The organism is Nocardiopsis tropica (genome assembly GCF_042660575.1).
GTDB lineage: Bacteria > Actinomycetota > Actinomycetes > Streptosporangiales > Streptosporangiaceae > Nocardiopsis > Nocardiopsis tropica.
Genome location: NZ_JBHSUF010000005.1, coordinates 159503 through 184427, shown reverse-complemented (window position 1 = coordinate 184427; position 24925 = coordinate 159503). Strand labels below are relative to the sequence as shown.

24 protein-coding genes are annotated in these 24925 nt (G+C 73.0%); 9 read left to right on the top strand and 15 right to left on the bottom strand.

What is annotated here, in order from left to right:
• Positions 1-12 precede the first annotated feature (12 nt).
• The 9 genes from ACFQBR_RS10045 to recG form a co-directional block, all read right to left on the bottom strand.
• Positions 13-204: a hypothetical protein gene (locus ACFQBR_RS10045; protein WP_267946457.1), complete on the bottom strand. Its 192-nt coding sequence runs from the start codon at positions 202-204 to the stop codon at positions 13-15.
• Between the two features lie 366 nt (positions 205-570).
• A complete protein-coding gene (locus ACFQBR_RS10040) occupies positions 571-831 on the bottom strand; it encodes an acylphosphatase (protein ID WP_267950509.1) in 261 nt (86 codons plus the stop codon).
• 184 nt (positions 832-1015) lie between these two features.
• Positions 1016-1870: a bifunctional DNA-formamidopyrimidine glycosylase/DNA-(apurinic or apyrimidinic site) lyase gene (gene mutM / locus ACFQBR_RS10035; RefSeq protein ID WP_267946458.1), complete on the bottom strand. Its 855-nt coding sequence runs from the start codon at positions 1868-1870 to the stop codon at positions 1016-1018.
• Positions 1871-1877: 7 nt separating this feature from the next.
• On the bottom strand, positions 1878-2633 hold the full coding sequence (gene rnc, locus ACFQBR_RS10030) for a ribonuclease III (protein ID WP_344176459.1): 756 nt from the start codon (positions 2631-2633) through the stop codon (positions 1878-1880).
• Positions 2634-3020: 387 nt separating this feature from the next.
• Positions 3021-3197, bottom strand: a complete 177-nt coding sequence (gene rpmF, locus ACFQBR_RS10025; RefSeq protein ID WP_121187691.1) for a 50S ribosomal protein L32 — start codon at positions 3195-3197, stop codon at positions 3021-3023.
• Between the two features lie 133 nt (positions 3198-3330).
• Positions 3331-3879: a YceD family protein gene (locus ACFQBR_RS10020; protein ID WP_267946460.1), complete on the bottom strand. Its 549-nt coding sequence runs from the start codon at positions 3877-3879 to the stop codon at positions 3331-3333.
• 349 nt (positions 3880-4228) lie between these two features.
• The gene (gene coaD, locus ACFQBR_RS10015; RefSeq protein WP_267946461.1) at positions 4229-4720 is read right to left on the bottom strand and encodes a pantetheine-phosphate adenylyltransferase; all 492 of its coding nucleotides are present in this window, start codon (positions 4718-4720) and stop codon (positions 4229-4231) included.
• A gap of 479 nt (positions 4721-5199) precedes the next feature.
• Entirely contained in the window at positions 5200-5781 is a 582-nt protein-coding gene (gene rsmD, locus ACFQBR_RS10010) for a 16S rRNA (guanine(966)-N(2))-methyltransferase RsmD (protein ID WP_344176461.1), read from the bottom strand.
• A 384-nt stretch (positions 5782-6165) separates the two neighbouring features.
• A complete protein-coding gene (gene recG / locus ACFQBR_RS10005; protein ID WP_344176463.1) occupies positions 6166-8373 on the bottom strand; it encodes an ATP-dependent DNA helicase RecG in 2208 nt (735 codons plus the stop codon).
• Between the two features lie 425 nt (positions 8374-8798).
• Here recG and rpmB point away from each other — a divergent pair, with 425 nt between their 5' ends.
• Complete coding sequence (gene rpmB / locus ACFQBR_RS10000) at positions 8799-8984, top strand: 50S ribosomal protein L28 (RefSeq protein WP_013151263.1); 186 nt, start codon at positions 8799-8801, stop codon at positions 8982-8984.
• Positions 8985-9122: 138 nt separating this feature from the next.
• On the opposite strand, the gene ACFQBR_RS09995 is transcribed toward rpmB, so the two are convergent.
• A complete protein-coding gene (locus tag ACFQBR_RS09995) occupies positions 9123-9782 on the bottom strand; it encodes a cellulose binding domain-containing protein (RefSeq protein ID WP_267946464.1) in 660 nt (219 codons plus the stop codon).
• Positions 9783-9983: 201 nt separating this feature from the next.
• The gene (locus ACFQBR_RS09990) at positions 9984-10994 is read right to left on the bottom strand and encodes a thiamine-phosphate kinase (protein ID WP_344176466.1); all 1011 of its coding nucleotides are present in this window, start codon (positions 10992-10994) and stop codon (positions 9984-9986) included.
• A gap of 140 nt (positions 10995-11134) precedes the next feature.
• Between ACFQBR_RS09990 and ACFQBR_RS09985 the strand changes: the two genes are divergently transcribed.
• Together ACFQBR_RS09985 and ACFQBR_RS09980 are read left to right on the top strand one after the other, a co-directional pair.
• Positions 11135-11368 carry an Lrp/AsnC family transcriptional regulator gene (locus ACFQBR_RS09985; protein WP_267946466.1) on the top strand — a complete coding sequence of 78 codons (234 nt, stop codon included), beginning with the start codon at positions 11135-11137 and terminating at the stop codon, positions 11366-11368.
• 38 nt (positions 11369-11406) lie between these two features.
• Positions 11407-11868: a DUF3515 domain-containing protein gene (locus ACFQBR_RS09980; RefSeq protein ID WP_267946467.1), complete on the top strand. Its 462-nt coding sequence runs from the start codon at positions 11407-11409 to the stop codon at positions 11866-11868.
• A gap of 116 nt (positions 11869-11984) precedes the next feature.
• Here ACFQBR_RS09980 and ACFQBR_RS09975 read toward each other — a convergent pair whose 3' ends face one another.
• The gene (locus ACFQBR_RS09975; RefSeq protein ID WP_267946468.1) at positions 11985-12722 is read right to left on the bottom strand and encodes a DUF3105 domain-containing protein; all 738 of its coding nucleotides are present in this window, start codon (positions 12720-12722) and stop codon (positions 11985-11987) included.
• 89 nt (positions 12723-12811) lie between these two features.
• Between ACFQBR_RS09975 and ACFQBR_RS09970 the strand changes: the two genes are divergently transcribed.
• From ACFQBR_RS09970 to ACFQBR_RS09945, 6 genes are all read left to right on the top strand, one after another.
• Positions 12812-13549, top strand: coding sequence for a DUF305 domain-containing protein (locus tag ACFQBR_RS09970; RefSeq protein ID WP_344176470.1), 738 nt, complete (start codon positions 12812-12814; stop codon positions 13547-13549).
• 353 nt (positions 13550-13902) lie between these two features.
• On the top strand, positions 13903-15348 hold the full coding sequence (locus ACFQBR_RS09965) for a cytochrome ubiquinol oxidase subunit I (RefSeq protein ID WP_344176472.1): 1446 nt from the start codon (positions 13903-13905) through the stop codon (positions 15346-15348).
• Positions 15349-15360: 12 nt separating this feature from the next.
• A complete protein-coding gene (gene cydB, locus ACFQBR_RS09960; protein ID WP_344176474.1) occupies positions 15361-16431 on the top strand; it encodes a cytochrome d ubiquinol oxidase subunit II in 1071 nt (356 codons plus the stop codon).
• A 170-nt stretch (positions 16432-16601) separates the two neighbouring features.
• Positions 16602-18341 (top strand): thiol reductant ABC exporter subunit CydD, encoded by a 1740-nt coding sequence (cydD, locus tag ACFQBR_RS09955; RefSeq protein ID WP_344176476.1) that lies wholly within the window; start codon positions 16602-16604, stop codon positions 18339-18341.
• A 122-nt stretch (positions 18342-18463) separates the two neighbouring features.
• A complete protein-coding gene (gene cydC / locus ACFQBR_RS09950; protein WP_355012576.1) occupies positions 18464-20155 on the top strand; it encodes a thiol reductant ABC exporter subunit CydC in 1692 nt (563 codons plus the stop codon).
• Positions 20156-20243: 88 nt separating this feature from the next.
• Entirely contained in the window at positions 20244-21200 is a 957-nt protein-coding gene (locus ACFQBR_RS09945) for an EI24 domain-containing protein (RefSeq protein WP_344176478.1), read from the top strand.
• 256 nt (positions 21201-21456) lie between these two features.
• Here the strand turns inward: ACFQBR_RS09945 and ACFQBR_RS09940 are convergent, their stop codons facing one another.
• From ACFQBR_RS09940 to ACFQBR_RS09930, 3 genes are all read right to left on the bottom strand, one after another.
• Positions 21457-22581, bottom strand: a complete 1125-nt coding sequence (locus tag ACFQBR_RS09940) for a D-alanine--D-alanine ligase family protein (RefSeq protein ID WP_267946474.1) — start codon at positions 22579-22581, stop codon at positions 21457-21459.
• 61 nt (positions 22582-22642) lie between these two features.
• A complete protein-coding gene (locus tag ACFQBR_RS09935; protein ID WP_267946475.1) occupies positions 22643-23857 on the bottom strand; it encodes a trans-sulfuration enzyme family protein in 1215 nt (404 codons plus the stop codon).
• An 11-nt stretch (positions 23858-23868) separates the two neighbouring features.
• Entirely contained in the window at positions 23869-24924 is a 1056-nt protein-coding gene (locus tag ACFQBR_RS09930; RefSeq protein WP_344176514.1) for an NAD(P)H-dependent glycerol-3-phosphate dehydrogenase, read from the bottom strand.
• Between the last annotated feature and the right edge of the window lies 1 nt (position 24925).

Below are 24925 nucleotides of genomic sequence, written 5' to 3'. Positions count from 1 at the left end.
CGGTGGCGCGGGTCAGGCGAGCGCGGGCTCGCGGTCGGTCGCGCCGGCGGCGACATCGGTGACGGCCATGTTGAGCTGGTCGTTCTGTGCCTGAAGGCGGCTGATCTCGTCCTCGAGGTCGCGTACCCGCTTCTGCAGCCGCCGCATCTCCGAGACCATCCGAGGGTCGGAGCCGCCGACGTGGCCAAACAGAGCCTTCGCCATGATGTAGGTCCTCCACACTGAGTGACCAGTGGATTCTGCGCATGCGATGTCCCGCGGGATTTCCAACTGGAGTTGTCCTCTACGCGGGTGGAAGGTTGCGCGATGTGCCTTCCAGAGTCTCACTCTGCGCGCCGCCGGTCAAGATTGGATTACGACAGTACGTAACGACCACAACCCAGCGAGAGACGATCTGGGCACGTGGTGGCGCACGATTCAAACGTGACGACCCCCGGCTCCGCCGGCGTGTGCGGGCCTCCAGGGGTCCCGCACGATGATCGCCCCACACCCCCCGGAACCCTTGCCACGAGCCCTCTGGGCCGCCGCGGTTCCGCGGTGTGCTCGAATCGCGTTACGCCTCCAGCATACTCACCGCTCGACGAAACCGGTGAACCTGCCCCCAGCCGGAGCCCAACGTTCGACCACGGAGTCCACACGACCGGGTGTACCGCCGCCCCGGAGATGGCCAAGAAGGCGTTCACAGGCATCCCTCGGGCCTTCGGCGACCACCTCGACCCGGCCGTCCTCGAGGTTCGTGGCGGCCCCGGTCAACCCCAGTTCAAGGGCGCGAGCACGCGTCCACCAGCGGAAACCCACTCCTTGGACGTGTCCCCGCACCCAGGCGGTCATCCGCACGGATGCGCTCTCGTTCCCCACGGTCCGACCTGCTTCCTTACCCGACAGACAGAGTTCTCTCACCGACACGCCCAAGGTCCGGCACCGGGACGTCCAGGACCCCGTCAGGAGCACGGCAAGAGTGCTCCCGGAATCCACCGGGTCACCCGCCGGGCCCGTGCCCTGGTCCCGTGTCCCCTCAGGAGCGCGGTCGCGGCCGCTTCTGGCAGCGCGGACAGCTGAACGAGGAGCGGTTCATGAACGCCTCGCGCACGATGGCCGTGCCGCAGCGGCCGCACGGCCGGTCCCTCCGCCCGTAGGCGTTGAGCCCGCGTGAGAAGTAGCCGCTCTCCCCGTTGACGTTGACGTACAGGCCGTCGAAGGTGGTCCCTCCCACCTCCAGCGCCTCGGTCATCACGTCGCGCGCGTGCCCCAGCAGCTCCGTCGCCCGGCCGCCCGACAGGGCCCGCGTGGAGTGCGCCCAGTGCAGGCCGGCCCGCCACAGCGCCTCGTCCGCGTAGATGTTGCCGACGCCGCTGATGAGCGACTGGTCCAGCAGCGCCCGCTTGACCTCGGTGTCCCTCGCGCGCAGCGCCCGCACGAACGCCTCCGGGACGAACGCGGGGTCCAGCGGGTCCAGGGCGATGTGGTCCACGGACGACGGCACGTCGACGCGCTCGCCGGGAACGTCCACCATCACGTGGCCGAAGGTCCGCTGGTCCACGAAGCGCAGTTCGGCGCCGTCCGAGAGGGGCAGGCGCACCCGCAGGTGACGCTCGTCGGGCTTGCCCGCGGGCTGGACCAGCATCTGCCCGCTCATCCCCAGGTGGGCGAGGAGCATCTCGCCGCTGTCCAGGACGAGCCACAGGTACTTCCCGCGCCGGCGTGCCGACGTGGGGACACGGCCCTCCAGACGGGCGGCGAAGTCGGCGGCGCCGGGCTCGTGGCGCCGTACCGACCTGGGGTGCAGGACCTCGACGGCGCCGATGGAACGGCCGACCGCGTGTTCGGCCAGTCCGCGGCGGACGACCTCGACCTCGGGCAGTTCGGGCATGGCCGCCTCAGCCCCGTCCCTCGCCGGAGGGGTTGTCCCCGGCGGTCTCGGCGGCCCGTGCCTCGGACCTGGCCTTGATGGCCTTCCACGCGGACTCGGCGGCCTGCTGCTCGGCCTCCTTCTTGCTGCGGCCCTCGCCCAGGCCGTAGCTCTCCCCCGCGACGCGGACCGTGGCCCGGAAGGTCTTCTGGTGGTCGGGGCCGCTCTCGTCCACGTGGTACTCGGGGACGCCGAGCATCTCGGCCGCGGTGAGCTCCTGGAGGGAGGTCTTCCAGTCCAGGCCCGCCCCCAGCCCGGAGGCGGTGGCGATGAGCGGGTCGAAGAGCCTGTGCACGAACTCCGACGCCACGTCCAGACCCCTGTCCAGGTAGACGGCGCCGATGATGGCCTCGAGGGTGTCGGCGAGGATCGAGGACTTGTCCCGGCCCCCGGTGCCCTCCTCGCCCCGGCCGAGGCGGATGTAGGCGCCGATGCCCAGGCCGCGGGCCACGTCGGCGAGCGCGCGCATGTTGACGACGGCGGCCCGCAGCTTGGCGAGCTGCCCCTCGGGCAGGTCGGGGTGCTTGCGGAAGAGGGTGTCGGTCACCACCAGGCCGAGCACGGAGTCGCCCAGGAACTCCAGGCGCTCGTTGGTCGGCAGCCCGCCCTTCTCGTAGGCGTAGGAGCGGTGGGTCAGGGCCCGGAGCAGGATCTTCGAGTCGACCTCGACCCCGATGGCCCGATGGAAAGCCCGGGCCTCGGAGACGGAGAGTTGGCTAGCCACTCGTTCACTTCCCTGTTCGTACGCGCCGTGGAGCGGCGCGCGGACGGCTGGAGTCGGGTGTGGACCCCGCGGCCCGTCAGGGGTGCTCGAAAACGAGGTGACCGTCGCGGGAGCGTCCGCTCCCCCGGCAACCACCACGAACTCGGGAACCCGAGGGGCCCGGATCTCTGGTGTGGTGCTCGGTGTTCCTGTTGCTTGTCGTCGTGTGCCCGCTGTCTCTGGGATCACTCTACAAACCCCGGCGCCGCGCTGTCTCGCGAGCGCCCGCCCGGTCAGGGCGCCGGCGGCCTCCCCGCCCCGGCAAGCACGACGGGGCGGACCCGTGGAGGGTCCGCCCCGAGATGAGTCGGGAATCGGGTACCGGGACCCGAAGCCTGTCATCCGCGCCTAGGCCGGGTTGATGACCTGGCGGTTGTTGTAGGTGCCGCACGTCGGGCACGCGATGTGGGGCTGCTTCGGGTCACGGCAGCGCGGGCAGTTGACCAGCACCGGGCGCGAAGCCTTCCACTGGGAACGGCGGGTCCGGGTGTTGCTCCGCGACATCTTCCGCTTCGGGACGGCCACTTCAATCCTCCTGGGTCACCCCCGCGCGGTCGCGGGAGGTCGCTTATCTGGTCACCCCGCGCGCTGTGGCGGGGAGGGTGTGCTCCGGTCGTCGCCGGCGCCGACAGGCGCCGTCCGCGATCGGTTCACGAGCTCATCGTTCGCCGGGGTCGTCCGCGAGATCGCGGAGCGCCTCCCAACGGGGGTCGACGTTGTCACCGTGGCCGTGGTCGGGGCCGACCTCGGCGAGTTTGGCCCCGCACTCGGAGCACAGGCCGGGGCAGTCCGGTCCGCACAGCGGTGAGAGTGGGAGCGCCAGCACGACGGCGTCTCGGACCACCGGTTCGAGGTCGAGCAGATCGCCCTCTAGATAGTAGTCCTCATCCTCGTCGGCCGCGTCCTCGTCCGCCCCGGAGACCTTGTCGTCCTCGTCGCCGGGGTAGCGGTACATCTCCTGGAAGCCCGCCTCCATGTCGTCGGACAGGGGGTCGAGGCAGCGCGAGCACTCCGCGGTGAGCTGGCCGCGCACGGTGCCGGTGACGAGGACGCCCTCCATCACCGCCTCCAGCCGCAGGTCCAGCTCGACCTCGCTGCCCTCGGGCACGGCTGCCATCGCCGTCGCGAACGCCTCGGGGACGGTCACGATGCGGTTGACGGTCCGCATCGACCCCGGCTGGCGGCCCAGCTGGCGGGTGTCGACCACGAACGGGTCGCGAGGATCTAGACGAGACAGGGTAATCGCGCTTTCACGAGAAGACGGGTCGCCGGGCGCGCGGAAGGCGTCGTGACGACGGCCGCGACCAGCGCGAGCGCACACCGAGAACCGGCGACGCCCATGGTCAAACCCTGATCCTACCTATCATGTCCCCGACCACCCAAATCAGGCCCCGATCAGCGCTGTGCCAGGGCCTTCCGGAACAGGGTCGGGCGCCGTCCGCGCCGCCGCGGGGCGGGACCGGGACCCGCGCGTGCGGCGGATCCGCGTGGTCCGCCTCCACCCCGGGGTGAGGGCGGGCCGGGGCGCGTGCGGCGGATCCGCGGGCCGGAGCCCCTCAGCCCTGGGAGTCCCTCTTCGCGTACTTCTCCCGCAGGCGGCCCTGGACGTAGGGGGTGACCAGGCTGGAGACGTCGCCCCTGTGCTGGGCGATCTCGCGCACCAGGCTGGAGGACAGGAACGAGTACTGGGGGTTCGCCGTCATGAACACCGTCTCCACACCCGAGAGGCGGTAGTTCATCTGGGCGATCTGGAGCTCGTAGTCGAAATCGCTGACCGAGCGCAGGCTGCGCACGATGGTCTCGATGCCGTTCTCGCGGCAGAAGTCGACGAGGAGGCCGTCGAACTCGCTGATCCGGACGTTGTCGAACTCCGCGGTGCCCTCCTCCAGCATGTCCAGCTTCTCCGGGACGCTGAACAGCCCGCGCTTGTTGACGTTGTTGAGCACGGCGGCGACGACCTCGTCGTACTGCTTGGCCGCCCTGCCGATGATGTCGATATGACCGTAGGTCACCGGGTCGAAGGACCCCGGACAGACGACACGGCGCACGGTGGATCGCCCCTCTCAAGAACTACCTTCGGGTAACGCGATGGTAGGGGCTCACTCCTGCGCCAATCCGGGCAACACCCACTTAGTGTCCGCATTCACGCACGGTCCGGACTCTCGTGCGCTTGTCGCACGACAACCGCCCCGGACTCACCCCCGCACCCGGGGACCCCTACCCCGCATGTGCGAAAACAGACACTCTGCCCGCTTTCGACCGGTTCTCGCCGTGGCCGGAGGCGCTCGTGGGGGCGGACGGGGGTGTGCGGGAACGCGCCGGGGAGGGGTGCGGAACCGCGGGAACCGGGGGCGGGGCGCCGCAGGCGTCAGTCGAGGGCGGTGGAGGGTGACGGGCCCTGGAGGAACCGCGCCGCAGGCGTCAGTCGAGGGCGGTGGAGGGTGACGGGCCCTGGAGGAACCGCGCCGCAGGCGTCAGTCGAGGGCGGTGGAGGGTGACGGGCCCTGGAGGAACCGCGCCGCAGGCGTCAGTTGAGGGTGGTGGAGGGTGACGGGCGGGCGTACCAGAGAACCGCCTCCCCGTACCCGCGGCTGCGGTCGAGCTCCAGCCCCGGGGGCCACGCGGGTTCGGCGCCGCGCTTGGAGCGCTCGACGACGACGAGGGCGTCCGGGGTGAGCCAGCCGCGCCCGGCGAGGTCACCGAGGACTCCGGCGACCTCGTCGTCGGTGACGGCGTAGGGCGGGTCGGCCACCACGAGGTCGTAGGGCGCGCCGGGGTTGTCCTGGCCGACGACCCGTTCCACCCGGTCGGACGCCAGGCGCGCTCCGGAGAACCCGAGCACCGCGATGTTGTCCCGGATCACCTGGGCGGCCTTGCGGTCGGCCTCCACCAGCAGCGCGTGGGCGGCGCCGCGGGACAGGGCCTCCAGGCCGATCGCCCCGGAGCCCGCGTACAGGTCCAGGACGCGGAGGCCGTCGAGCGGGCCGAGGTCGGACCGGGCGGAGGAGAACAGCGCCTCGCGGGCGCGGTCGCTGGTGGGGCGGGTGTTGCGGCCGTCGGGCGCGGAGATGCGCCGTCCGCGGGCCGTCCCGGCGATGATGCGGGTCATGCCCCCACGGTAGCGGCCGGGGGCGGCGGGCCGCGGTGCCGACCGGGGGCAGCACGGTGCGGGCGGAGCCGGCGGCCCCCTGATACCACGGTAGGCCGGTCGGCGGGGCCCCGCCAGACCCGTCGCCCGCCTGTGGACGGGCGGGTCGGCGGGCGGGGCCCGGTGCGCCGCAGGGGCCGGGACTCCGCCGGGGCGGAGCCGGATCCCGGAACCCCACGGGGGCGGGCCGCGTCCGGGGGGCCACGCCGGACGGGGGCGGGCCCGGACGCCCGGCGGGTCGCGCCGGACACGGGGCCGGGGCGCGGCGGAGCGGAGTGTCCCGTCCGGGGCAGGAGAACCCCGGACAGCCCCGGCCGCCTCGCGCCCGGCCCCTCGCCTCCCCGGTCAGGTCTTGTCGAGGTACTCCGCCCGCTCCTCCGGGAGGAGCGCCTCGAGGGCCTCGGCCAGCGGGGGGTGGGCCTCCAGCCCGGGGTCCTCGGCCACGTAGGCGGTGGCCTCCTCCCGGGCCTCGCCGATCAACTCCTCGTCCTTGAGCAGGGTGAGCATCCGCAGGCTGGAGCGGGCCCCCGACTGGGAGTCGCCCAGGACGTCGCCCTCGCGCCTCATCTCCAGGTCCACGCGGGACAGCTCGAACCCGTCGGTGGTCGCCGCCACGGCCGCCAGCCGCTCCCGGGCCGGCGAGCCCTCCTCCGCGTCGGTGACCAGCAGGCACAGCCCGGGCAGCCCGCCCCGCCCGACCCGGCCCCTCAGCTGGTGGAGCTGAGAGACCCCGAACCGGTCCGCGTCCATGATGACCATCACAGTGGCGTTGGGCACGTCCACGCCGACCTCGATGACGGTGGTGGAGACGACCGCGTCGGTCTCCCCCGCGGAGAAGCGGCGCATGACGGCGTCCTTGTCGTCCGGGGCCATCCGGCCGTGCAGGCTCTCCACGCGCAGACCGGAGAGCGGGCCCTCCGCGAGCCGGGCCGCCACCTCCAGCACGGCGAGCGGGGGGCGCCCGCCGGGGGCGTCCCCCTCCGGGGCGGCGCCGACCTCCTCGCCGGCCTCCCCGGCGTCGTCGTCGCCGATCCTCGGACAGACCACGAAGGCCTGGTGGCCCTCGGCCGCCTCCTCCCTGATGCGTTCCCAGCCCCGGGTCAGGAAGTGCGGCTTCTCCGCGGCGGGCACCACGTGCGTGGAGACGGGGGCCCGCCCGGAGGGCAGCTGCGTGAGGGCGACCACGTCGAGGTCCCCGTAGACGGTCATCGCGACGGTGCGCGGGATCGGCGTGGCGGTCATCACGAGCACGTGCGGACGGCCGTCCACGGCCTTCTCCCGCAGGGCGTCGCGCTGCTCCACACCGAACCGGTGCTGCTCGTCCACCACCACGAGCCCCAGGTCCGCGAAGGACACGTGCTCCTGGAGGAGGGCGTGGGTGCCGACGACGATCCCCGCGGCGCCGGAGGCGGCGTCCAGCAGGGCCTCCCTGCGGGCGGCCGCGTTCATGGAACCGGTGAGCAGGGCGACCCTGGTCGCGGTGTCGGCCCCGTCGATCTGCCCGGCGCGTCCGAGGGCGCCGAGCATGGCGTTGACGGAGCGGTGGTGCTGCTGGGCGAGGACCTCGGTGGGGGCGAGCATGACCGCCTGGCCGCCGGAGTCGACCACGCGGAGCATCGCGCGCAGCGCCACCAGGGTCTTGCCCGCGCCCACGTCGCCCTGGAGCAGGCAGTGCATGGGGTGGGAGGCGTCGAGGCGCCGGGCGAGGCGTTCGCCGACCTCCCTCTGGCCGTCGGTGAGCGTGAACGGGAGCTGTGCGTCGAAGGCGTCGAGGATCCCCCCGTCCGCCCCGGGCCGGGGCTTGGCCGGCAGCTCCTCGGCCTGCCTGCGGCGGCGGGCGAGCGCGAGCTGGAGCACGAACGCCTCGTCCCACTTGAGGCGGCGCCGGGCCGCGCCGACGTCGGCCCACTCCGCGGGCCGGTGGATGCGGCGCAGCGCGTCGGCGACGCCGAGCAGCCCGCGGCTCCCGCGCAGCCCGGGGGGGAGCGGGTCGGGGAGGCTGTCGACGTCGGCGAGGACGGTGGCGACCGTGCGCGCGATCGTCGTGGAGTCCAGGCCCTTGACCGCCGGGTACACGGGGATGAGCTCGTCGGCGTAGGCCTGGGCCCGCTCGTCCGTGTCGCCCTCCTCGTCGAGGAGCTCGTACTGGGGGTGGTCGAGCTGGCGGCGGCCCTTGAAGGTGGACACCCGCCCGGAGAACATGGCCAGCCGCCCGGGGACGAGCGCGTTCTGGTGGTACGAGCCCCGGTTGAAGAAGGTCAGGTGCAGGCGGCCGGTGCCGTCGGTGACGGTGGCCTCCATCATGTCCATGCGGCGGCGCCCCTGCCTGGCGGGGACGGTCCGCCTCCTCGCGTCCAGGACGCGGGCCTGCACGGTGACCTCCTCCCCCTCGCGCAGCGCGGCGAGGTCGGTGAGGTCGCCCCGCCGGTCGTACCTGCGCGGGTAGTAGCGCAGCAGGTCACCGAGGGTGTGCAGGTCGAGCTTCTCGGCGAGCGCCTTCGCCGTCTTGCCCCTGAGCGGTCCCCTGCTCAGCGGTTCGTCCCAGGTAGTCACGTCTGTTCCCGTCCCGGCGTCTCTGGATCGCTGGTCACCGCAACGGTAGACCCCCGCTGCGACGCTCGGGCGCCCACCGCGTCGTCGTCCGCCGGGATTCCGGGGGCCGGCCGTCGGCGGGCCCCGTCGGCGGCCGGGCGTCCGCCCCACCGGACCGGGGTATACTCGTCAGAGTTCATCGCGTTTTCGCCATGCCCGCCATGGGGGATTCGATGCGCCGGTGGGTGCTGGGGTCCTCGACCACACCACGTTCCACCGTTGCGCGTACGGGCGCTGGCCAGCGGTCTGATCCGTGTACGGCCTTGTCCTTCGTGTACTCTTCCACGGTTGGCGTCCGCGCCGACCTGTCCGCCCGACCTCTCCCGGTCGGATGAATCTTCGCGTGCGGCGACGTGCGCGATCCTGAGCGCTTGAATGGAGTTACCGTGGCTTCCGTATGCGACGTTTGCGGCAAGGGACCAGGGTTCGGTAACAGTGTTTCCCACTCGCACCGTCGCACCCGCCGCCGCTGGAACCCCAACATCCAGACTGTTCGCACCCGTGTCGGTGGCACGCCCAAGCGCGTGAACGCCTGCACCTCGTGCATCAAGGCCGGCAAGGTGACCCGCTAGGGTCCCCGCACCGCTGCATGTTCCTCGATGGCCCTCCGACCAAGGTCGGGGGGCCTTCGTCGTGCCTCCGCCCCGACGGTACGGGACCGGACGCGGTGGCCCGGCCGCACGGGGGCGGCCGTGCTCCGGCCGCCGGGGTCACAGCTCGCAGACGTGCCCGTTGAGGGAGCAGCGCACCGGGCTCTGCGGAACGCCCAGGGCCTCGAAGGTCAGGGTGGCGGAGGCTCCCGGGTCCAGCCCGTCCCGGTCCCCGGGCTGGCGGGCGAGGATGCCGTCGTCGATCGGCTCCCAGTCGGCGTCGGTCACGTCGGTGATCTCGGCGCTGTCGAAGGCCAGGGCCAGTTCCCAGGCGTCGAGCCTGGTCCGCGAGGTGTTGGTGACGGTGACGTGGCCGGTGAACCCGGCCGACGTCGTCCCCAGCACCTGGTAGGCGACCGTGGTGGGCTCCGCGCCCGCCTGGTTCTGCGGGACCCGGGGCCGGTCGGCGGCCGACTCGTCCCCCTCCGTCCCCGGGGAGGCGTCGTGGGTCGGCTGGGCCCCGTCCTGCGTCCCCGGCGTCCGGCTCGACCCCGGCGCGCCGCCGAACTGCAGATAGATCTGCGTGGTGCTGTAGCCGAACAGGATCAGCCCGAGGATGACACCGGAGACGACGAGCACGTTGAGGAGCCGGGGCGGTTCGACGCGTTTGGGCACCGTGCTCTCGATGAGGCCGCCGAGCCGTCGCAGTGCGCCGACGTCCGTCGGCTCACTGCGGTGCGCACCCCGCCGGGTGCCGTTCTGCCAGCCATGGCGCCCCATAAACCGCCTCTCGACGCTCCGCTGCCCGCCCGTCGCCCTCGGTCACGCCGGGATGTCTTCTCCGCCCGTTCCCGGGCCGCTCCTCATGGGGCTTCCCGGGGCCGCCGCGCCACACGGACCCGGGCGGTCAGCCCGGAATGAGACGCGGGCCGCGTTGGCAAAGCCTAGCGTGACAGCCAAACAGGACAAATCCAAAGGGGCTCACCCTTCGCGGAAATGATCCCAGCCCCTGTTCCGGGGCGCACGCCCGTCCACTGTGACAGGGTTCTCGTCCCCCGCCCCGCCACCGGCCGGCGTCCCTGCCGCGGGATCGGTGACCGACCCGATCCGGTGCCAGTGGCCCGGCAGGGCGGTGCCCGGGGGGAACGCCGCGACCAGCGCGTGGTCCTCCCCTCCCGCGACCATGAGGGCGACCGCGGCCTCCGCCGCCGCCCCGGGCCCCTCGGCGCCGAGGACGGCGACCGCCTCCAGGAGCGCGGGGTGGGGGCGCAGCGCCGCCGAGTCCAGGTCGATGCGTACGCCGCCGGCCCGGCAGACGTGCCCGAGGTCCTGCACGAGGCCGTCGCTCACGTCGAGCATGGCGGTGGCGCCGAGCCGGGCCGCCTCGACGCCCCGCGCGTAGGGCGGGCTGGGGCGGCGGTGCTCGGACAGGCACTCGGCCGGGCCGTCGATCCCCCGTTCCAGCAGGGCCAGGCCGGCGGCGGACAGCCCGAGGTGACCGGTGTAGGCGACCACGTCGCCCGGCCGGGCCCCGTCCCGGCGGACGGGCGCCCTCCCCTGGAGGTCGCCGAGGGCGGTGACGGCGATGGTGAGGGTGTCCGAACCGACCATGTCGCCGCCCACGACGGCCCCGCCCGCGACCGCGCACTCGTCGCGCACACCGGCGGTGAACTCCTCCGCCCAGGCCACGGGGAGGTCGGAGGGGGCGGCGAAGCCGATGAGGAGGCCGGTGGGACGGGCGCCCATCGCGGCGATGTCGGCGAAGTTCTGGGCGACGGCCCGGTGGCCGACGTCCCGGGCGGTGGACCACTCCCTCCGGAAGTGGCGCCCCTCGACCAGCAGGTCGGTGGTCGCGACCGTTCGGCCGTCGGGCGCCGCGACGACCGCCGCGTCGTCGCCGGGTCCGAGGATTACATCGTCCGTCGTGGGGAATTGGCTCGTCACGCGCGTGATCAGAGCGAACTCCCCCAGGCCCCCAATGGTGTTCTGCACAGGGATCAGGGTACGGTGACGCTCCGGCGCAGCGGTCCGGACCCACGTCCGTCATCCGTTCGTCATCGGCCGCACCCCCGGCTCGGCCGGGAACCGCTCACCGCCCACCGCTCACACCCGGCGCACACGAAGGAGTTCTCATGGTGCAGGCATACATCCTGATCCAGACCGAGGTCGGTCAGGCTGCGGAGGTGGCGGAGCGGATCCGGGGCATCGAGGGGGTCGAGACGGCCCACGACGTGACCGGGCCCTACGATGTGATCGTCCAGGCCGAGGCCTCCGACATCGACTCGCTGGGCACCCTCGTGGTGGCGCGGATCCAGCGGTTGGACGGGATCGCCAGGACCCTCACCTGTCCCATCGTCAACATCTGACGCGCTCCGCCGCGTCGGCGGCACCCCGGGGGTTGCTTGTGCTGAAGCGGTTCGCCGGAGCGGCTCTGGCCGTCGCGCTCGTGGCCACGGGCTGCGGCGCACAGACCGTGCGGATGGAGCCCCCCGAGGCGGACGAGGCGACCGCGCGGACCTGCGCGGGGCTCGTCGAGGCGCTGCCGGACACACTGCTGGAGGCCGAGCGCGCCCGGGTGCGCCCCGATTCGGAGCTCACCGCGGCCTGGGGCGACCCGGCCATCGGACTGCGCTGCGGGGTCCCGCGGCCCGTGGTCCTCGCTCCGGACTCCCTCCTCCAGGAGGTCAACGGCGTGGCCTGGCTGCCCCAGCCGGAGGACGCCCCCACCCTGTACACGGTCGTCGGGCGCGAGGCCTACGTCGAACTGTCGGTCCCGCCGGCCCACGGCGCCCCGGCGGGGGCGCTGAGCACGGTCAGCGACCTGGTCTCCGAGCACGTCCCGCCCCTGCCCGACGGCGAGCTCTGACCGGTCCCGGACACACGGGCGGGGGCCGCCGGCGTACGGCGGCCCCCGCGGTCGTCGGACCCGGCCGAGGGGCCGGGTCCTCCTCTCAGGCGTTCACGGAGCGGACGGGGACGCCGTCACTCCTCTTCCTCCATGGGCTGCTCCTCGGAGCCCTCGGCCGGCGCGTCGGGGTCCTCCTCGCCGGAGCCCTCGCCGCCCTCGGCTCCCCCACCGGTGAGCAGGGACTCGACCTCGGCCGCCGTCTCCGCGACCTGGCCGGAGCAGGAGGCCCCCGGCTCGGGCACGTCGGTGCCGCGCTCGTAGAGGCGCACGAACCGCTGGAGCATCTCGTCGTCGGCGGTCTCGGCCGTGATCTGGCGGCCCCAGCTCGAGGCGACGATCGGCGCCTCCATCTCACCCTCGTAGGGGCTGATGACGAGGTAGTCGCCCGCGCTGTACATGCCCACCAGCTGCTCGACCTGGTCCTCGGGGAGGCCGGGCTCGTAGTTGATCCACACGGCGCCGTGCTCCAGGGAGTGGACCGCGAACTCGGGGGTGACCGGCTCGGGGTACACGCCGCAGTTCTGCCAGGCGCTCCAGTGGTCGCCGCCCACGGGCGGGGACTGCTCGTAGTCGACAGGCTGGCCCGTCTCGACGTGCTCGTACGAGGGGACCTCGTACTCGGCCACGTTGGACACCGACCGGCTGCGGACCTCCATGAAGACGAGGAAGGCGATCAGGCCCACCACCAGAACCACAGCGGTGACGACCCCGGAAATGGTAAGGATCTTACGGCGGCGCTCCTCTTTGAGGCGTTGCGCCTTGAGCTCGGCTGCGCGTTGGCGGCGCTCCTCCGCCGTCTTCTTCTTTGCCACGGGGTCTCCTGAGGTGGGTGGTGACATAAGGGACTTATCTATCCTCTACTTTGGCACCACAGTTGGGCGATTTGACCAGGATGGTTCCTATGGAACAGACGAACGGCCCCGATTCGGGAGCCACCGACGGCGTCGGGGACGCCGACGGAACCCCGGACGGGGACGAGCACTCCCGGGCGGAGCGGCTCTCGGAGGAGGGCGCGTCCCCGCAGGTGTCATGGCGTTCGGTACCGACCTGGACCACGGTGATCCTCGTCGCACTGGCCCTCGCCGCGGGGTATCTCCTCGGGCGCCCGTCCTACCCGCTGGACACGGGGGCGGACGCCGGATTCCTGCGTGACATGAGCGCTCACCACGCCCAGGCGGTGGACATGTCGATGGTCATCCTGGACAAGACCGAGGACCCCGAGCTGCACACGGTCGCCACCGACATGACCCGTACGCAGCAGGCGCAGATCGGCATCATGCAGGGCTGGCTGATGGCCTGGGACCTGCCCGCCCGGGGGGCCCAGCCTCCGATGACCTGGATGGAGGGGCACGACCACGGCGACGGCGGCGGGGAGGTCCCCGACACCATGCCGGGTCTGGCGAGCCCCGAGGACCTGGAGGCCCTGGAGGACGCCGAGGGCGTGGAGGCCGAACTCCTGTTCCTCGAACTCATGATCGCCCACCACCGGGGCGGCATCGAGATGGCCGAGGCCGAGGTGGACCTGGGCGGCGAGGAGATGGTCACCCGGTTCGCCCAGGGGATGATCGACGCCCAGCAGTCGGAGGTGAACCTCATGGAGGGCATGATCGACGAGCGGAGCGGCTCCGGCGGGGACTGACCGACCGCTCCCGCACACGACGACGGCGCGCACCCGGCCACCGGGGCGCGCCGTCGCCGTGTGCGGCCCCCTCCCGACCCCGCGGGAGAGGGCCCGGCGCGGCGTGTGCCCAAGCACACAAGGACTCTCCCCCCTGTGCCGACGGGCGGCCGGAGCAGGGAACCGCAACCGAATCACCGCAGGTCAGGCCGATTTCGCTCACCCGGGGCCGGTGCGGCGCGATCCGCGTGCGCCGCCCCGGGCGTCCACCGAGACGCGGACCACACGCGATTGCCGGGGGCCTGCAGAGGCGACGACACGTCGTAGCACTACATTGTGTAGTACTACCGGAGGTCGGTACCTGAGAGGTGGGCATGGAAGCTCTTGAACTCGCGAGGTGGCAGTTCGGTGTCACCACGATCTACCACTTCCTGTTCGTTCCGCTCACGATCGGACTGTCGTTCATCGTGGCCGTGCTCCAGACCCTCTGGTACCGCACCGGCAGGCACGAGTACCTCCAGGCGACCCAGTTCTTCGGCAAGCTCTTCCTGATCAACTTCGCCATGGGCGTGGTCACCGGCATCGTGCAGGAGTTCCAGTTCGGCATGAACTGGAGCGAGTACTCCCGGTTCGTCGGCGACGTGTTCGGGGCGCCCCTGGCCATGGAGGCCCTGCTCGCCTTCTTCCTGGAGTCGACCTTCATCGGGCTCTGGATCTTCGGCTGGCACCGGCTCCCGCGCGGCGTCCACCTGGCCTGCATCTGGATGGTGGCGGTCGGCACCAACCTGTCCGCCTACTTCATCCTCGCCGCCAACGCGTGGATGCGGCACCCGGTCGGCTTCACCGTCAACCCGGAGAACGGGCGCGCCGAGCTCAACGACATCTGGGCCGTCCTCAGCAACGACCAGGCCTGGTCCACCTACCTGCACACCGTCTCGGCGGCGTTCATCACCGCCGGCCTGTTCGTCGTGTGCGTCAGCGCCTACAAGCTCTGGCGCAACCAGCGGCACGGCGACACCGGCACCGCGGGCGTCACGCCGCCCAGGAGCGACTTCGCCCTCTTCCGCGGCACCCTCAAGGTGGGCCTGGTCTTCACCCTCGTCGCCGGGGCGGTCGTCGTCTTCTCCGGCGACCACCAGGCCAAGCTCGCCGCCGAGTACGAGCCCATGAAGCTCGCCGCCGCCGAGGCCCTGTGGGAGACCGAGGAGGGGGCCCCCTTCTCCGCCCTGGCCGTCGGCGACACGGAGGAGCGCTATAACCCCATCGACGTCACCGTTCCGAACGTGCTCAGCTTCCTCGCGACCGGCACGTTCGACGGCGAGGTCCACGGGATGAACAACCTCCAGCAGGCCTACGAGGAGTACTACGGCCCGGGCGACTACACCCCCAACGTGTTCGTCGTCTACTGGTCCTTCCGCCTGATGATGGGCTTCGGCCTCTCCGGGGTCGCCGTCGCCGCCCTGGGCCTGTGGCTCACCAGGGGCAGGGAGCGCACCCCGACCAACCGGTGGTTCTACCTCGCGGCGATGCTGTCCCTGCCCGCCGCCCTGGCCGCGAACATCTTCGGCTGGGTGCTCACCGAGATGGGCCGGCAGCCCTGGACGGTGCACGGCTACCTGCTCACCGCCGACAGCGTCTCGCCCGGGGTGAGCCTCGGGACCGTCGCGATGAGCCTGAGCATCTTCACCGCCGTCTACGGGCTCCTGGCCGTGGTGGAGGTCGGACTGCTGGTCAAGTACGTCAAGGCCGGACCCTCCCACCTCGTCCCCGCCCTGGAGAACGACGAGGACGAGTCCGAGATCCCGCACTTCAGCTACTAGGAGCCACGGACCATGGAACTCCCCGTCATCTGGTTCATCGCCATCTCGGTCCTGTGGATCGGGTACTTCGTCCTGGAGGGGTTCGACTTCGGGGTCGGCACGCTCCTCCCGTTCATGGGCAGGCGCAACTCCGTCGACCGCCGGGTCGCCATCAACTCCATCGGCCCTGTGTGGGACGCCAACGAGGTGTGGCTGCTCACCGCGGGCGGCGCCATGTTCGCCGCGTTCCCCGCCTGGTACGCCTCGCTGTTCAGCGGCTTCTACATCCCGCTGTTCGCCATCCTCATCGCCCTGATCCTGCGCGGCGTCGCCTTCGAGTACCGGGGCAAGCGCGACAGCGACGCCTGGCGGACCTGGTGGGACCGGGCGATCTTCTTCGGCAGTGCCGCACCCGCCCTGCTGTGGGGCGTCGTGTTCGCCAACATCGTGCGGGGCGTGGCCATGGACGCCGACCACATCGTCACCGCCTCCCTGCCGGACCTGCTCAACCCCTACGCCCTGCTCGGCGGTCTGACGACGCTGTCGCTGTTCACCCTGCACGGGGCGATCTTCCTGACCCTGAAGACCGACGGGCCGGTGCGGGCGCGCGCCCGGCGGGCAGCCCTGGGCACGGCCTGCGCGGCGGTCCCCGCGGGCGCCGTCTTCCTGCTGTGGACCCAGGCCGCGTACGGCCACCCGTGGACCCTGCCGCTCGTCGTCGTCGCCGCCTCCGCCCTGGTGGGCGGGGTCGCCGCGGCCTGGAAGGGGCGCGAGGGGTGGTCGTTCGCGTTCACGGCGCTGACCGTCCTCACCGCCGTCGCCGCGCTCTTCGGGGCGCTCTTCCCGAACGTGCTCCCCTCCACCACCGACCCGGCGTTCAGCCTGACCGTGGACAACGCGTCCTCCGCCGACTACACGCTCACGGTGATGACGTGGGTGGCGGTGGTCTTCCTGCCGCTGGTGCTCCTGTACCAGGGCTGGAGCTACTGGGTGTTCCGCCGCCGGGTGACCGGCGCCTCGGTGACCGGGGAGAGCGTCACCGCGCCGGACGGACCGGGGCGCGGGGACGGGGCTGCGGAGCCCCGGAGGACCCCCGTCGCCTGACCCTCGGGGCGAGAGCCCCGCACCGCGGTGCTCCCGGCCCGGCGCGGGGCTCCCCGCCGGGCCGGGACGCCCCGGTGGATACTGGCCCGGAGCCCGCACCGCGCCACCGTGTGAGAACCGCACACCCCGGGTACCCGCGGGACCCGGCCGAGACGACGAGGACCGCACGCATGAAACCCCTTGATCCGCGCCTGGTCCGCACCGCGAGCGCGGTCCGGGTGCACCTGGCGGTCTCCGTGGTCAGCGGAGTGCTCATCACGGGCCTGATCCTGGCCCAGGCATGGCTGCTCGCCCGCGCCGTCACTGGCGCCTGGCAGGGCGAGGGCCTGGACTCGCTGGGCTGGGCGATCGGCGGCGTCGCCGCCATCGCCCTGGCCCGGGCGCTGCTGTCCTACCTGGCCGAGACCTCCGCCCTGTACAGCGCCGCGCGCACGAAGTCGCAGCTGCGCCGCCGCCTGGTGGCGCACGTGACGGGGTCCGGCCGGGTGTGGACCGCCGGCCCCGGCGCCGAGGACGGCCAGGGGTCGCCGAAGGCGGGCGAACTGGTGACCCTGGCGACCAGGGGCCTGGACGCCCTGGACGACTACTTCGCCCGCTACCTCCCCCAGCTCGTCCTGGCGGCGATCGTGCCGTTCGCCGTCCTGGCCGTCGTGTTCCGGGCCGACTGGATCTCCGGGATCGTCGTCCTGGTGACCCTTCCGCTGATCCCGGTCTTCATGGCGCTGATCGGGATGCACACGCAGGCGCGCACCGACCGGCAGTGGCGGCTCCTGAGCCGCCTGGGCGGCCACTTCCTCGACGTGGTGGAGGGGCTTCCGACCCTGGCGGTGTTCCGCCGCGCCAAGGCGCAGGCGGCGATCATCCGCCGGGTCGGCGAGGACCACCGCCGGGCGACGATGGGAACGCTGCGGGTCGCGTTCCTGTCGGCGTTCGCTCTGGAGCTCCTGTCGACCCTGGCGGTGGCGCTGGTCGCCGTCGAGGTCGGCCTGCGCCTGCTCGGCGGCCACATGGACTACCAGACCGCCCTCCTGGTGCTGATCCTCGCACCCGAGGCGTACCTGCCGCTGAGGGAGGTCGGCGCCCGGTTCCACGCGAGCATGGAAGGCGTGGCCGCCGCCGAGCAGGTGTTCGCCGAACTGGACCGCAGGCGCGGCGGGGGGACGGAGGAGGGCTCGGCTCCCCCGGCGACCGGCCGGGCCGCGGCCGCGGCGGGCGGCGACATCCGCTTCGAGGGCGTGGGGATGGGCTACCCGGGCAGGGACGTGCCCGCGCTGTCCGGGTTGGACCTGGAGGTCGCGGCCGGGGAGCACGTGCTGCTCACCGGGCCCAGCGGCTCGGGGAAGACCACCCTCCTGTCACTGGTGCTGCGGTTGACCGAGCCCACGGCGGGGCGGATCAGCGTGCGCGCGCCCGGCGGCGGGTGGGAGTCCCTGGACGGGATCCCGGCCGACGACTGGAGGCTCGGCGTCGCGTGGGTGCCCCAGCACCCCTACCTCTTCGACGTGTCCGTGGCCGACAACATCCGGCTCGGCGCCCCCGGAGCCTCCCCGGAGCGGGTGCGGGAGGCGGCCCGGCTCGCCGAGGCCGACGCCTTCGTCCGCGCCCTGCCCGACGGCTACGACACCAGGCTCGGCGAGCGCGGCGCACGGCTGTCGGCGGGGCAGCGGCAGCGGATCGCGCTGGCCCGGGCGATGTGCCGCGACGCCCCGCTCGTGCTGCTGGACGAACCCACCGCCCACCTGGACCCGGAGAACGCGGCGGCGGTGCGCACCGCCGTCGCCAGGCTCCTGGAGGGGCGGACCGCCGTCATCGTCGCCCACGACACCGGTTGGGCGCGCGGCTTCCCCGGCGACACCCTGCGGACCGTGACGCTGCCACTGCCGACCCGGGAAGGGAGCGTGCCGCGATGAACCGCGACGACGCCGACAACGCCGGAGCCGCGGGGGCTCCCGGGACGGATGCGCGGACCGGCCCCGGCGGGGACGCCCCGCCGCTCCCCGGGGGCGGGCGCCGGCGCGACCCGCTGTGGCGGATGGCCGCCCTGGCCCGGCCCCGCGGCGCGAGGTTCGCCCTCGGGGTCCTGCTGGGCGCCGCGGCCACCGGCGCCGGGGTGGCTCTGCTGGGGGTCGCCGCGTGGATGCTCGCCACCGCGGCGAACCATCCCGGCATCACCGCGCTGGGCTTCTCCGTGGTCGCCACCCGTGCGCTGGGCGTGGGCCGCGGCGTCGCGCGCTACCTGGAGCGGCTGGTCACCCACGACGCGGCGTTCCGGACGCTGGCCGAGGTGCGGGTGCGGGTCTACGAGCGGCTGGCCGCGACCGAGCCGTTCGGACGCTTCCGCTCCGGCGACCTGGTCTCCCGTCTGGTCAACGACACCGAGGCCACCCTGGACCTCCTGGTGCGCGGGCTGACGCCCCCGCTGATCTCCCTGGTGACCGGCGGCGCGACCGTCCTCTTCCTGACGGCGGTGTACGTGCCGGGCGGACTCCTCCTGGCCGGCGGCCTGCTGCTGGCCGGGCTCGCGGTCCCGCTCGCCGCCGCCGCGCTGGGCCGGGAGCCGGGCCGGCGGCAGGGCAAGGCGCGCGGCGAGCTGTCCACCGCGCTCGTGGACACCCTGCACGGGGCGCCCGACCTGGTCGCCTACGGCGCGATGGACCGGCAGGTGGAGCGGGTCGACGCCGCCGACGCCGAGCTGACACGCCTGGCGCAGCGGGACGCGGCGGTCCTCGGCCTCGGCGCCGGGGCGTCCGCGCTGATCACCGGGCTGACCGTGTGGGGAGCCCTGTTCCTCGGGGTGGCCGCGGTGGAGGGCGGCTCGCTGAGCGCCGTGTCACTGGCGGTCCTGGTACTGACGACCCTGGCGGCGTTCGAGATCGTCGCCCCCCTGCCCGCCGTCGCCGCGAAGCTGGGGGCGATCCGCGCGAGCGGAGCCCGCCTGTTCGGGGTGCTGGACACCCCGCCCGCCACCGCCCCGCCCACCCGCGCGGGCCTCGACCCCGGCGGCGACCCGACGGTGCGGGTACGTGACCTGCGGGTGCGCTACGGGCCGGACGAGCCGTGGGCCCTGGACGGGGTGGACCTGGAGATCCCCGCCGGGTGGACGGTCGCGGTGATCGGTCCGAGCGGGGCCGGCAAGAGCACCCTGGCGTCGGTGCTGCTGCGGTTCCGCGACCCCGACGGCGGCCGGGTGGAGCTCGGCGGCGAGGACATCACGACGTACCCGGCGGACGAGGTGCGCGGGATGGTGTCCGGGGTCCCGCAGGACCCGCACGTGTTCGCCTCGACCCTGCGGGAGAACCTGCGGCTGGCCCGGCCGGAGGCGGACGACGGCGAGTTGTGGGAGGCGCTGCGGCGGGCGCGGCTGGCCGACGACGTCGCGGCGACCCCGAAGGGGCTGGACACACAGGTGGGCACGCACGGCCTGGGGTTGAGCGGCGGGATGGTGCAGCGGCTGGCCCTGGCCCGCGCCGTGCTGGCGGCGCCCCGCGTGCTCGTGCTGGACGAACCGACGGCCCACCTGGACCCGGACACCCGCGACGCGGTGGTGGACGACCTGCTCGCCGCCGCCGAGGGGTTCTCCACCCTGCTGATCACGCACGACATGACGGGTCTGGACCGGGTGGACCGGATCTACGTGGTGCGCGACGGGAGGGTCGTCCAGCACGGGACGCACGAGGAGCTCGCGCGCGCGGAGGGCTGGTACCGCGACGTCGGCTCGGGCTGACCCCGCCGGGACCTCCGCGCGGGGCCCGTCCGCGCGGAGGTCCCGGCCCGGATCTGACACCCGGGCCGGGTTCCTCTAGTGTTCCCCCGTGGCCAATCCTGTACGTGAGTTCTTCGGCGGCGTCGGCGTCCTGGCACGCGGCTTCGTCCTGCTTCTGCGCAAACCGCGCCTGTTCCTGCTCGGGGCCCTGCCCGCCCTGCTCACCTCCCTGGTGTTCCTGGGCCTGCTGGTCCTCCTCGTGGTGAACCTGGTCGACCTGGCGGCCTGGGCGACGCCCTTCAGCGACGGCTGGGACCCCTTCTGGCAGGGGCTCCTCCGCGGAGCCGTGTCGGTCGGCATCCTGGCCGGGACGGTCCTGCTGATGGTGGTGACGTTCACGACCGTGACCCTGACGCTCGGGTCGCCCATCTACGACAAGATCACCGAGCTGGTCGAGGAGGAGCTGGGCAACGCGCCCGAGGAGCCCGACGAGTCGCTGATGGCGTCGATGTGGCGTGCCGTGCGCCAGTCGCTGGTGATCGTCGCGGTGTCCCTGCTGGTGTCGGTGCTCGTCCTCGTGGTCGGCTTCGTCCCTCTGGTGGGGCCCGTGGTCGGCCCGGTGCTGGCCGCCCTGCTGGGCGGGTGGCTGCTGGCGATCGAGCTCCTGGCGAGCGCGTTCGACCGCCGGAGGCTGACGACCATCCGCGACCGCAGGGAGCACATGGCGAGGCGGCGGATGCGGGTGCTGGGCTTCGCGGTGCCGACCTACCTCCTGCTGGCGATCCCGTTCGTGGCGGTCGTGGTCTTCCCCGCCGCCACGGCGGCCGGCGCGATCCTCACCCGCGACTTGGTGCCCTCCGGACCTGCCGGGCTCGCGTCCGGACAGGACGGGCGGGGCGGGCAGGTCGGACCGGGTGGGCAGACCGGGCCGGGCGGGCAGGCCCTCGGCGGCCCGGCCGGGAGCACGCACCGGGGAGCCCCCGGTACGGAGGGAACCCGGCCGCCCCGGGCGTACCCGGGCGACCGGGGCCCGCAGCACCCGCCCCGGGGACCGCACCCGGGCTGAGCCCGGCCGGTCGCAGGTCGGCCCGGTCGTCCACAGGTGAGGATCGGGCCTGGTCGGAGGCGCGGTGCGCGCTTAGGCTGGATCCGGGGGACCCGCGCCTGCCGTCGGGAGGCGGTGGCTCCCCCGGATCCCAGTCTCCCGGGCGAGCCGCAGGCGGGCAACCGACCGGTCACCCGCCTGTGGACGGTGTCGGGACGCGTCACCGCCCCCGTGCGCGTGCCCGCTCCGGGGGCTCCGCGCCCCTTCGCCCCGCCCGCTACCTCAGGCCGGGGGCGCGGCGCAGCGCCGAGGCGATCATCCGCTCGATCAGCGCCGCGTAGTCCACACCGGTGGCGGCCCACATCTGGGGGAACGCCGAGGCCGGGGTGAACCCGGGCATCGTGTTGAGCTCGTTGACGAGGATCTCGCCGTCCTCGGTGTAGAAGAAGTCCACACGGGCCAGGCCCTCGCAGCCCATCGCCTCGAACACGTCCGCCGCCATCGCGCGCAGTCTCGCCGTGGCCTCCTCCGGGATCCGCGCCGGGATGGTGAGGCTGCTCGTCGAGAGGTACTTGGCCTCGAAGTCGTAGAAGTCGAACCCGTCGGCGACGTGCACCTCGGCCGGGAAGGACACGTCGGGGGTCCCGCCGTCCTCGGCCTCCAGGACGCCGCACTCGATCTCGCGGCCGACGACCTGCGCCTCCACCAGCACCTTGGGGTCGTGTTCCCGGGCGGCCTCGACGGCGGCGACCACGGCGTCGGCGTCCGAGGTGTCGCGCACCTTGGTGATGCCGACGCTGCTGCCCGCGCGGGCGGGCTTGACGAACACGGTGGCACCCAGCTCGGCGACGTCGTCCAGCACCCGCTTGCGCTCCGTGCGCCACTGGCGGTCGGAGATCGCGACGAAGTCGCTGGTGGGGATGCCGTTGCCGCGGAGCATGGCCTTCATGAAGACCTTGTCCATGGCGGCGGCGCTGGAGAACACCCCGGCGCCCGCGTAGCGGACCCCCATCATCTCGAACAGCCCCTGGATGGTGCCGTCCTCACCGAAGGGGCCGTGCAGCAGCGGCAGGACGACGTCCACCTCGGCGAGCCGTTCGGGGCCCTTCTCCGGGTTGACGACCATCAGCTGGCCGGCCGCGTCGAAGGGCAGGGCGAGGTCCGCGCCGTCCTCGGGGACGGTCGGGAGCGCCCGGGTGGCCTCGTCGATGCGCAGCCGTTCGGGATCGCCCGAGGTCAGCACCCAGTTGCCCGTCCTGGTGATGCCGACGGGCACGACCTCGTAGCGGTCCCCGTCGATGACGGACAACACGCTTCCCGCGGTGACGCAGGAGATCTCGTGTTCGGAACTACGCCCGCCGAAGACGACGGCGACCCGAATCTTGCGCTGCTCGGACGACATGCTGCCTGACCTTATCTCGCCAACTGATGGAACCGGAACCGGGAGAGATACCCGTGATGTGTCAGTTTCCCCCGTCGAGGGCCCGGAGGGCGTCCTCGATGAGGTCCTGGGGGTCCTCCAGGCCGATGGAGAACCGCACCGCGCCCGGGGAGATGCCCGCGGCCGCCAGTTCGGCCCCGCTCATGCTGCGGTGCGAGGTGGAGGCGACGTGTCCGGCCAGGGTGTGCGTGCCCCCGAGCGAGGCCGCGATGGTCGCCACGCGCAGGCGGTCGGCGAAGGCCGTACCCGCCTCCCGCCCGCCGACCGGGTGCACGGTCACGACCGCTCCGCGTCGCCCCGCGTCGAACAGCTGGTCCGCGAGCGCGGACTGCGGGTGCGAGTCGAGGGAGGGGTGGTCGACCCGCTCCACGAGGGGGTGGCCCTCCAGCGCCGCGGCGAAGGCCGCCGCGGTCTCGCACTGGCGCTGCACCCGGAGCGGCAGCGTCTCCAGGCCGCGGTGGAGCAGGTACGCCTCGTCGGGGGCGAGGCAGGGGCCCAGGTCGATGCGCGCCGAGCGGATGCGCCCGATGAGCTCCGGCGAGGCCACGGCCACCCCGCCGGTGGTGTCGCTGTGGCCGCCGATGTACTTGGTGGCGGAGTGCACCACCACGTCGGCGCCGTGCTCCAGGGGCCGGCAGACCGCCGGTGACGCGAACGTGGAGTCCACCACCAGCGCGGCCCCCGCCCCGCGGGCGATCCGCGCCAGGCCCGGCAGGTCGGACACGGTCATCGTGGGGTTGGACAGCGTCTCGGTGAACACCACGCGGGTCCGCGGACCGACGGCGGCGCGCACCGCGTCGAGGTCGGTGATGTCCACGAAGTCGGTGCTCACCCCGAACCGGCGCAGGAGCCGGTCCAGCAGCGAGTGGGTGTTGCCGTAGATGGAGCGGGAGGCCACGACGTGCGCGCCGGCCTCGGTCAGCGCCAGGAACACGGTGCTGAGCGCCCCCATGCCCGAGGAGAAGGCCTGTCCGCGCACGTCCTCCTCCAGGCCCGAGCCCTCCAGCGCGGCCACCGCGTCGGCGAACGCGTCGACGGTGGGGCTGTCGATGCGGGCGTACGAGTAGCCGGGGGAGGCCCCCGCGAGGACGTCCGCGTACTGCTGGGAGGTGTCGAACGCGTAGGTGGTCGCCCTGTGGACCGGCATGCGCATGGGGCGCTCCTGCGGAACCGGCGCCCCGGGGAGGGAGACCGCCCGGGTGTGCTCGCCGCCGCCGGACCCTGCTGTGTGTGACATCGTGCTCGCTCTCAGACCCCGTAGCGTTCCGGCTTGCTGGTGCGCGACATGAACGCCACCAGCGCCTCGGCCGGGCTCAGGTCGTGGTGCATCATCTTGACGACGGCCTCGGTGATCGGCATGTCCACCCCGTTGGCCCACCCGAGTTCGAGGACGGACTCGGAGGACTTGACCCCCTCGGCGGTCTGCCTGGTCTCCGCCACGACCTGTTCGAGGGTCTTACCCGCGCCCAGTTTCTCACCGAAGGTCCGGTTCCGCGACAGCGGCGAGGAGCATGTCGCGACGAGGTCCCCCATGCCCGCGAGGCCGGACAGCGTGTGCTCGTCGGCGCCCAGGGCCACCGCGAGGCGGGTGGTCTCGGCCAGGCCCCGGGTGATCAGGGACGCCTTGGTGTTGTCCCCGAACCCCATGCCCTCGGCCACGCCCACGGCGAGGCCGATCACGTTCTTCATCGCACCGCCGATCTCCACCCCGACCAGGTCGGTGCTGGTGTAGGGACGGAAGTACGCCGACTTGAACAGCGACTGGAGCCGCACGGCCGTCTCCTCGTGCGGGCACGCGACGACGGCGGTGGCGGGCTGGCGCTCCGCGATCTCCCGGGCCAGGTTGGGGCCCGACACGACCGCGATGCGCTCCTCCGGGTACTCCAGCACCTGGGCGATGATCTGGCTGACGCGCAGGCAGGTCCCCAGCTCCACGCCCTTCATGAGGCTGACGACCACCGCGTCCTCGCGCAGGTGCGGCCGCCACTCGACGAGGTTCGCGCGCAGTGTCTGCGAGGGGACCGCCAGCACGACCACGTCGGCCCCGGCGAGCGCCCCGGCGGCGTCGGTGGTGGCCCGCAGCCGGGGGTTCAGGCCGATGCCCGGGAAGTAGTCCGGGTTCTCGGAGGTCTCGTTGACCGCGTCCACGACGGACGCCCTGCGCCCCCACAGCACGACCTCGACGGGCCTGGCGCCGGGGTCCCGCTCCCGGGCCAGGTCGGCGGCGTCCGCGATGATGTTCGCGAACACGGTGCCCCAGGAGCCCGCGCCGAGAACGGCGATCCTCACGTTGTCGGTACCCATC

What these genes read in the sequence shown, in the direction of transcription:
- cydC (WP_355012576.1), top strand. Translation starts at nt 18,464, where the DNA reads ATGGCCGCCCTGGCCCGGCCCCGCGGCGCGAGGTTCGCCCTCGGGGTC.
- rsmD (WP_344176461.1), bottom strand. Translation starts at nt 5,781, where the DNA reads ATGACCCGCATCATCGCCGGGACGGCCCGCGGACGGCGCATCTCCGCG.
- ACFQBR_RS09985 (WP_267946466.1), top strand. Translation starts at nt 11,135, where the DNA reads ATGGTGCAGGCATACATCCTGATCCAGACCGAGGTCGGTCAGGCTGCG.
- ACFQBR_RS09930 (WP_344176514.1), bottom strand. Translation starts at nt 24,924, where the DNA reads ATGGGTACCGACAACGTGAGGATCGCCGTTCTCGGCGCGGGCTCCTGG.
- ACFQBR_RS10040 (WP_267950509.1), bottom strand. Translation starts at nt 831, where the DNA reads ATGACCGCCTGGGTGCGGGGACACGTCCAAGGAGTGGGTTTCCGCTGG.
- ACFQBR_RS09940 (WP_267946474.1), bottom strand. Translation starts at nt 22,581, where the DNA reads ATGTCGTCCGAGCAGCGCAAGATTCGGGTCGCCGTCGTCTTCGGCGGG.
- mutM (WP_267946458.1), bottom strand. Translation starts at nt 1,870, where the DNA reads ATGCCCGAACTGCCCGAGGTCGAGGTCGTCCGCCGCGGACTGGCCGAA.
- ACFQBR_RS09995 (WP_267946464.1), bottom strand. Translation starts at nt 9,782, where the DNA reads ATGGGGCGCCATGGCTGGCAGAACGGCACCCGGCGGGGTGCGCACCGC.
- ACFQBR_RS10045 (WP_267946457.1), bottom strand. Translation starts at nt 204, where the DNA reads ATGGCGAAGGCTCTGTTTGGCCACGTCGGCGGCTCCGACCCTCGGATG.
- cydB (WP_344176474.1), top strand. Translation starts at nt 15,361, where the DNA reads ATGGAACTCCCCGTCATCTGGTTCATCGCCATCTCGGTCCTGTGGATC.
- cydD (WP_344176476.1), top strand. Translation starts at nt 16,602, where the DNA reads ATGAAACCCCTTGATCCGCGCCTGGTCCGCACCGCGAGCGCGGTCCGG.
- ACFQBR_RS09970 (WP_344176470.1), top strand. Translation starts at nt 12,812, where the DNA reads ATGGAACAGACGAACGGCCCCGATTCGGGAGCCACCGACGGCGTCGGG.
- ACFQBR_RS09965 (WP_344176472.1), top strand. Translation starts at nt 13,903, where the DNA reads ATGGAAGCTCTTGAACTCGCGAGGTGGCAGTTCGGTGTCACCACGATC.
- ACFQBR_RS09935 (WP_267946475.1), bottom strand. Translation starts at nt 23,857, where the DNA reads ATGTCACACACAGCAGGGTCCGGCGGCGGCGAGCACACCCGGGCGGTC.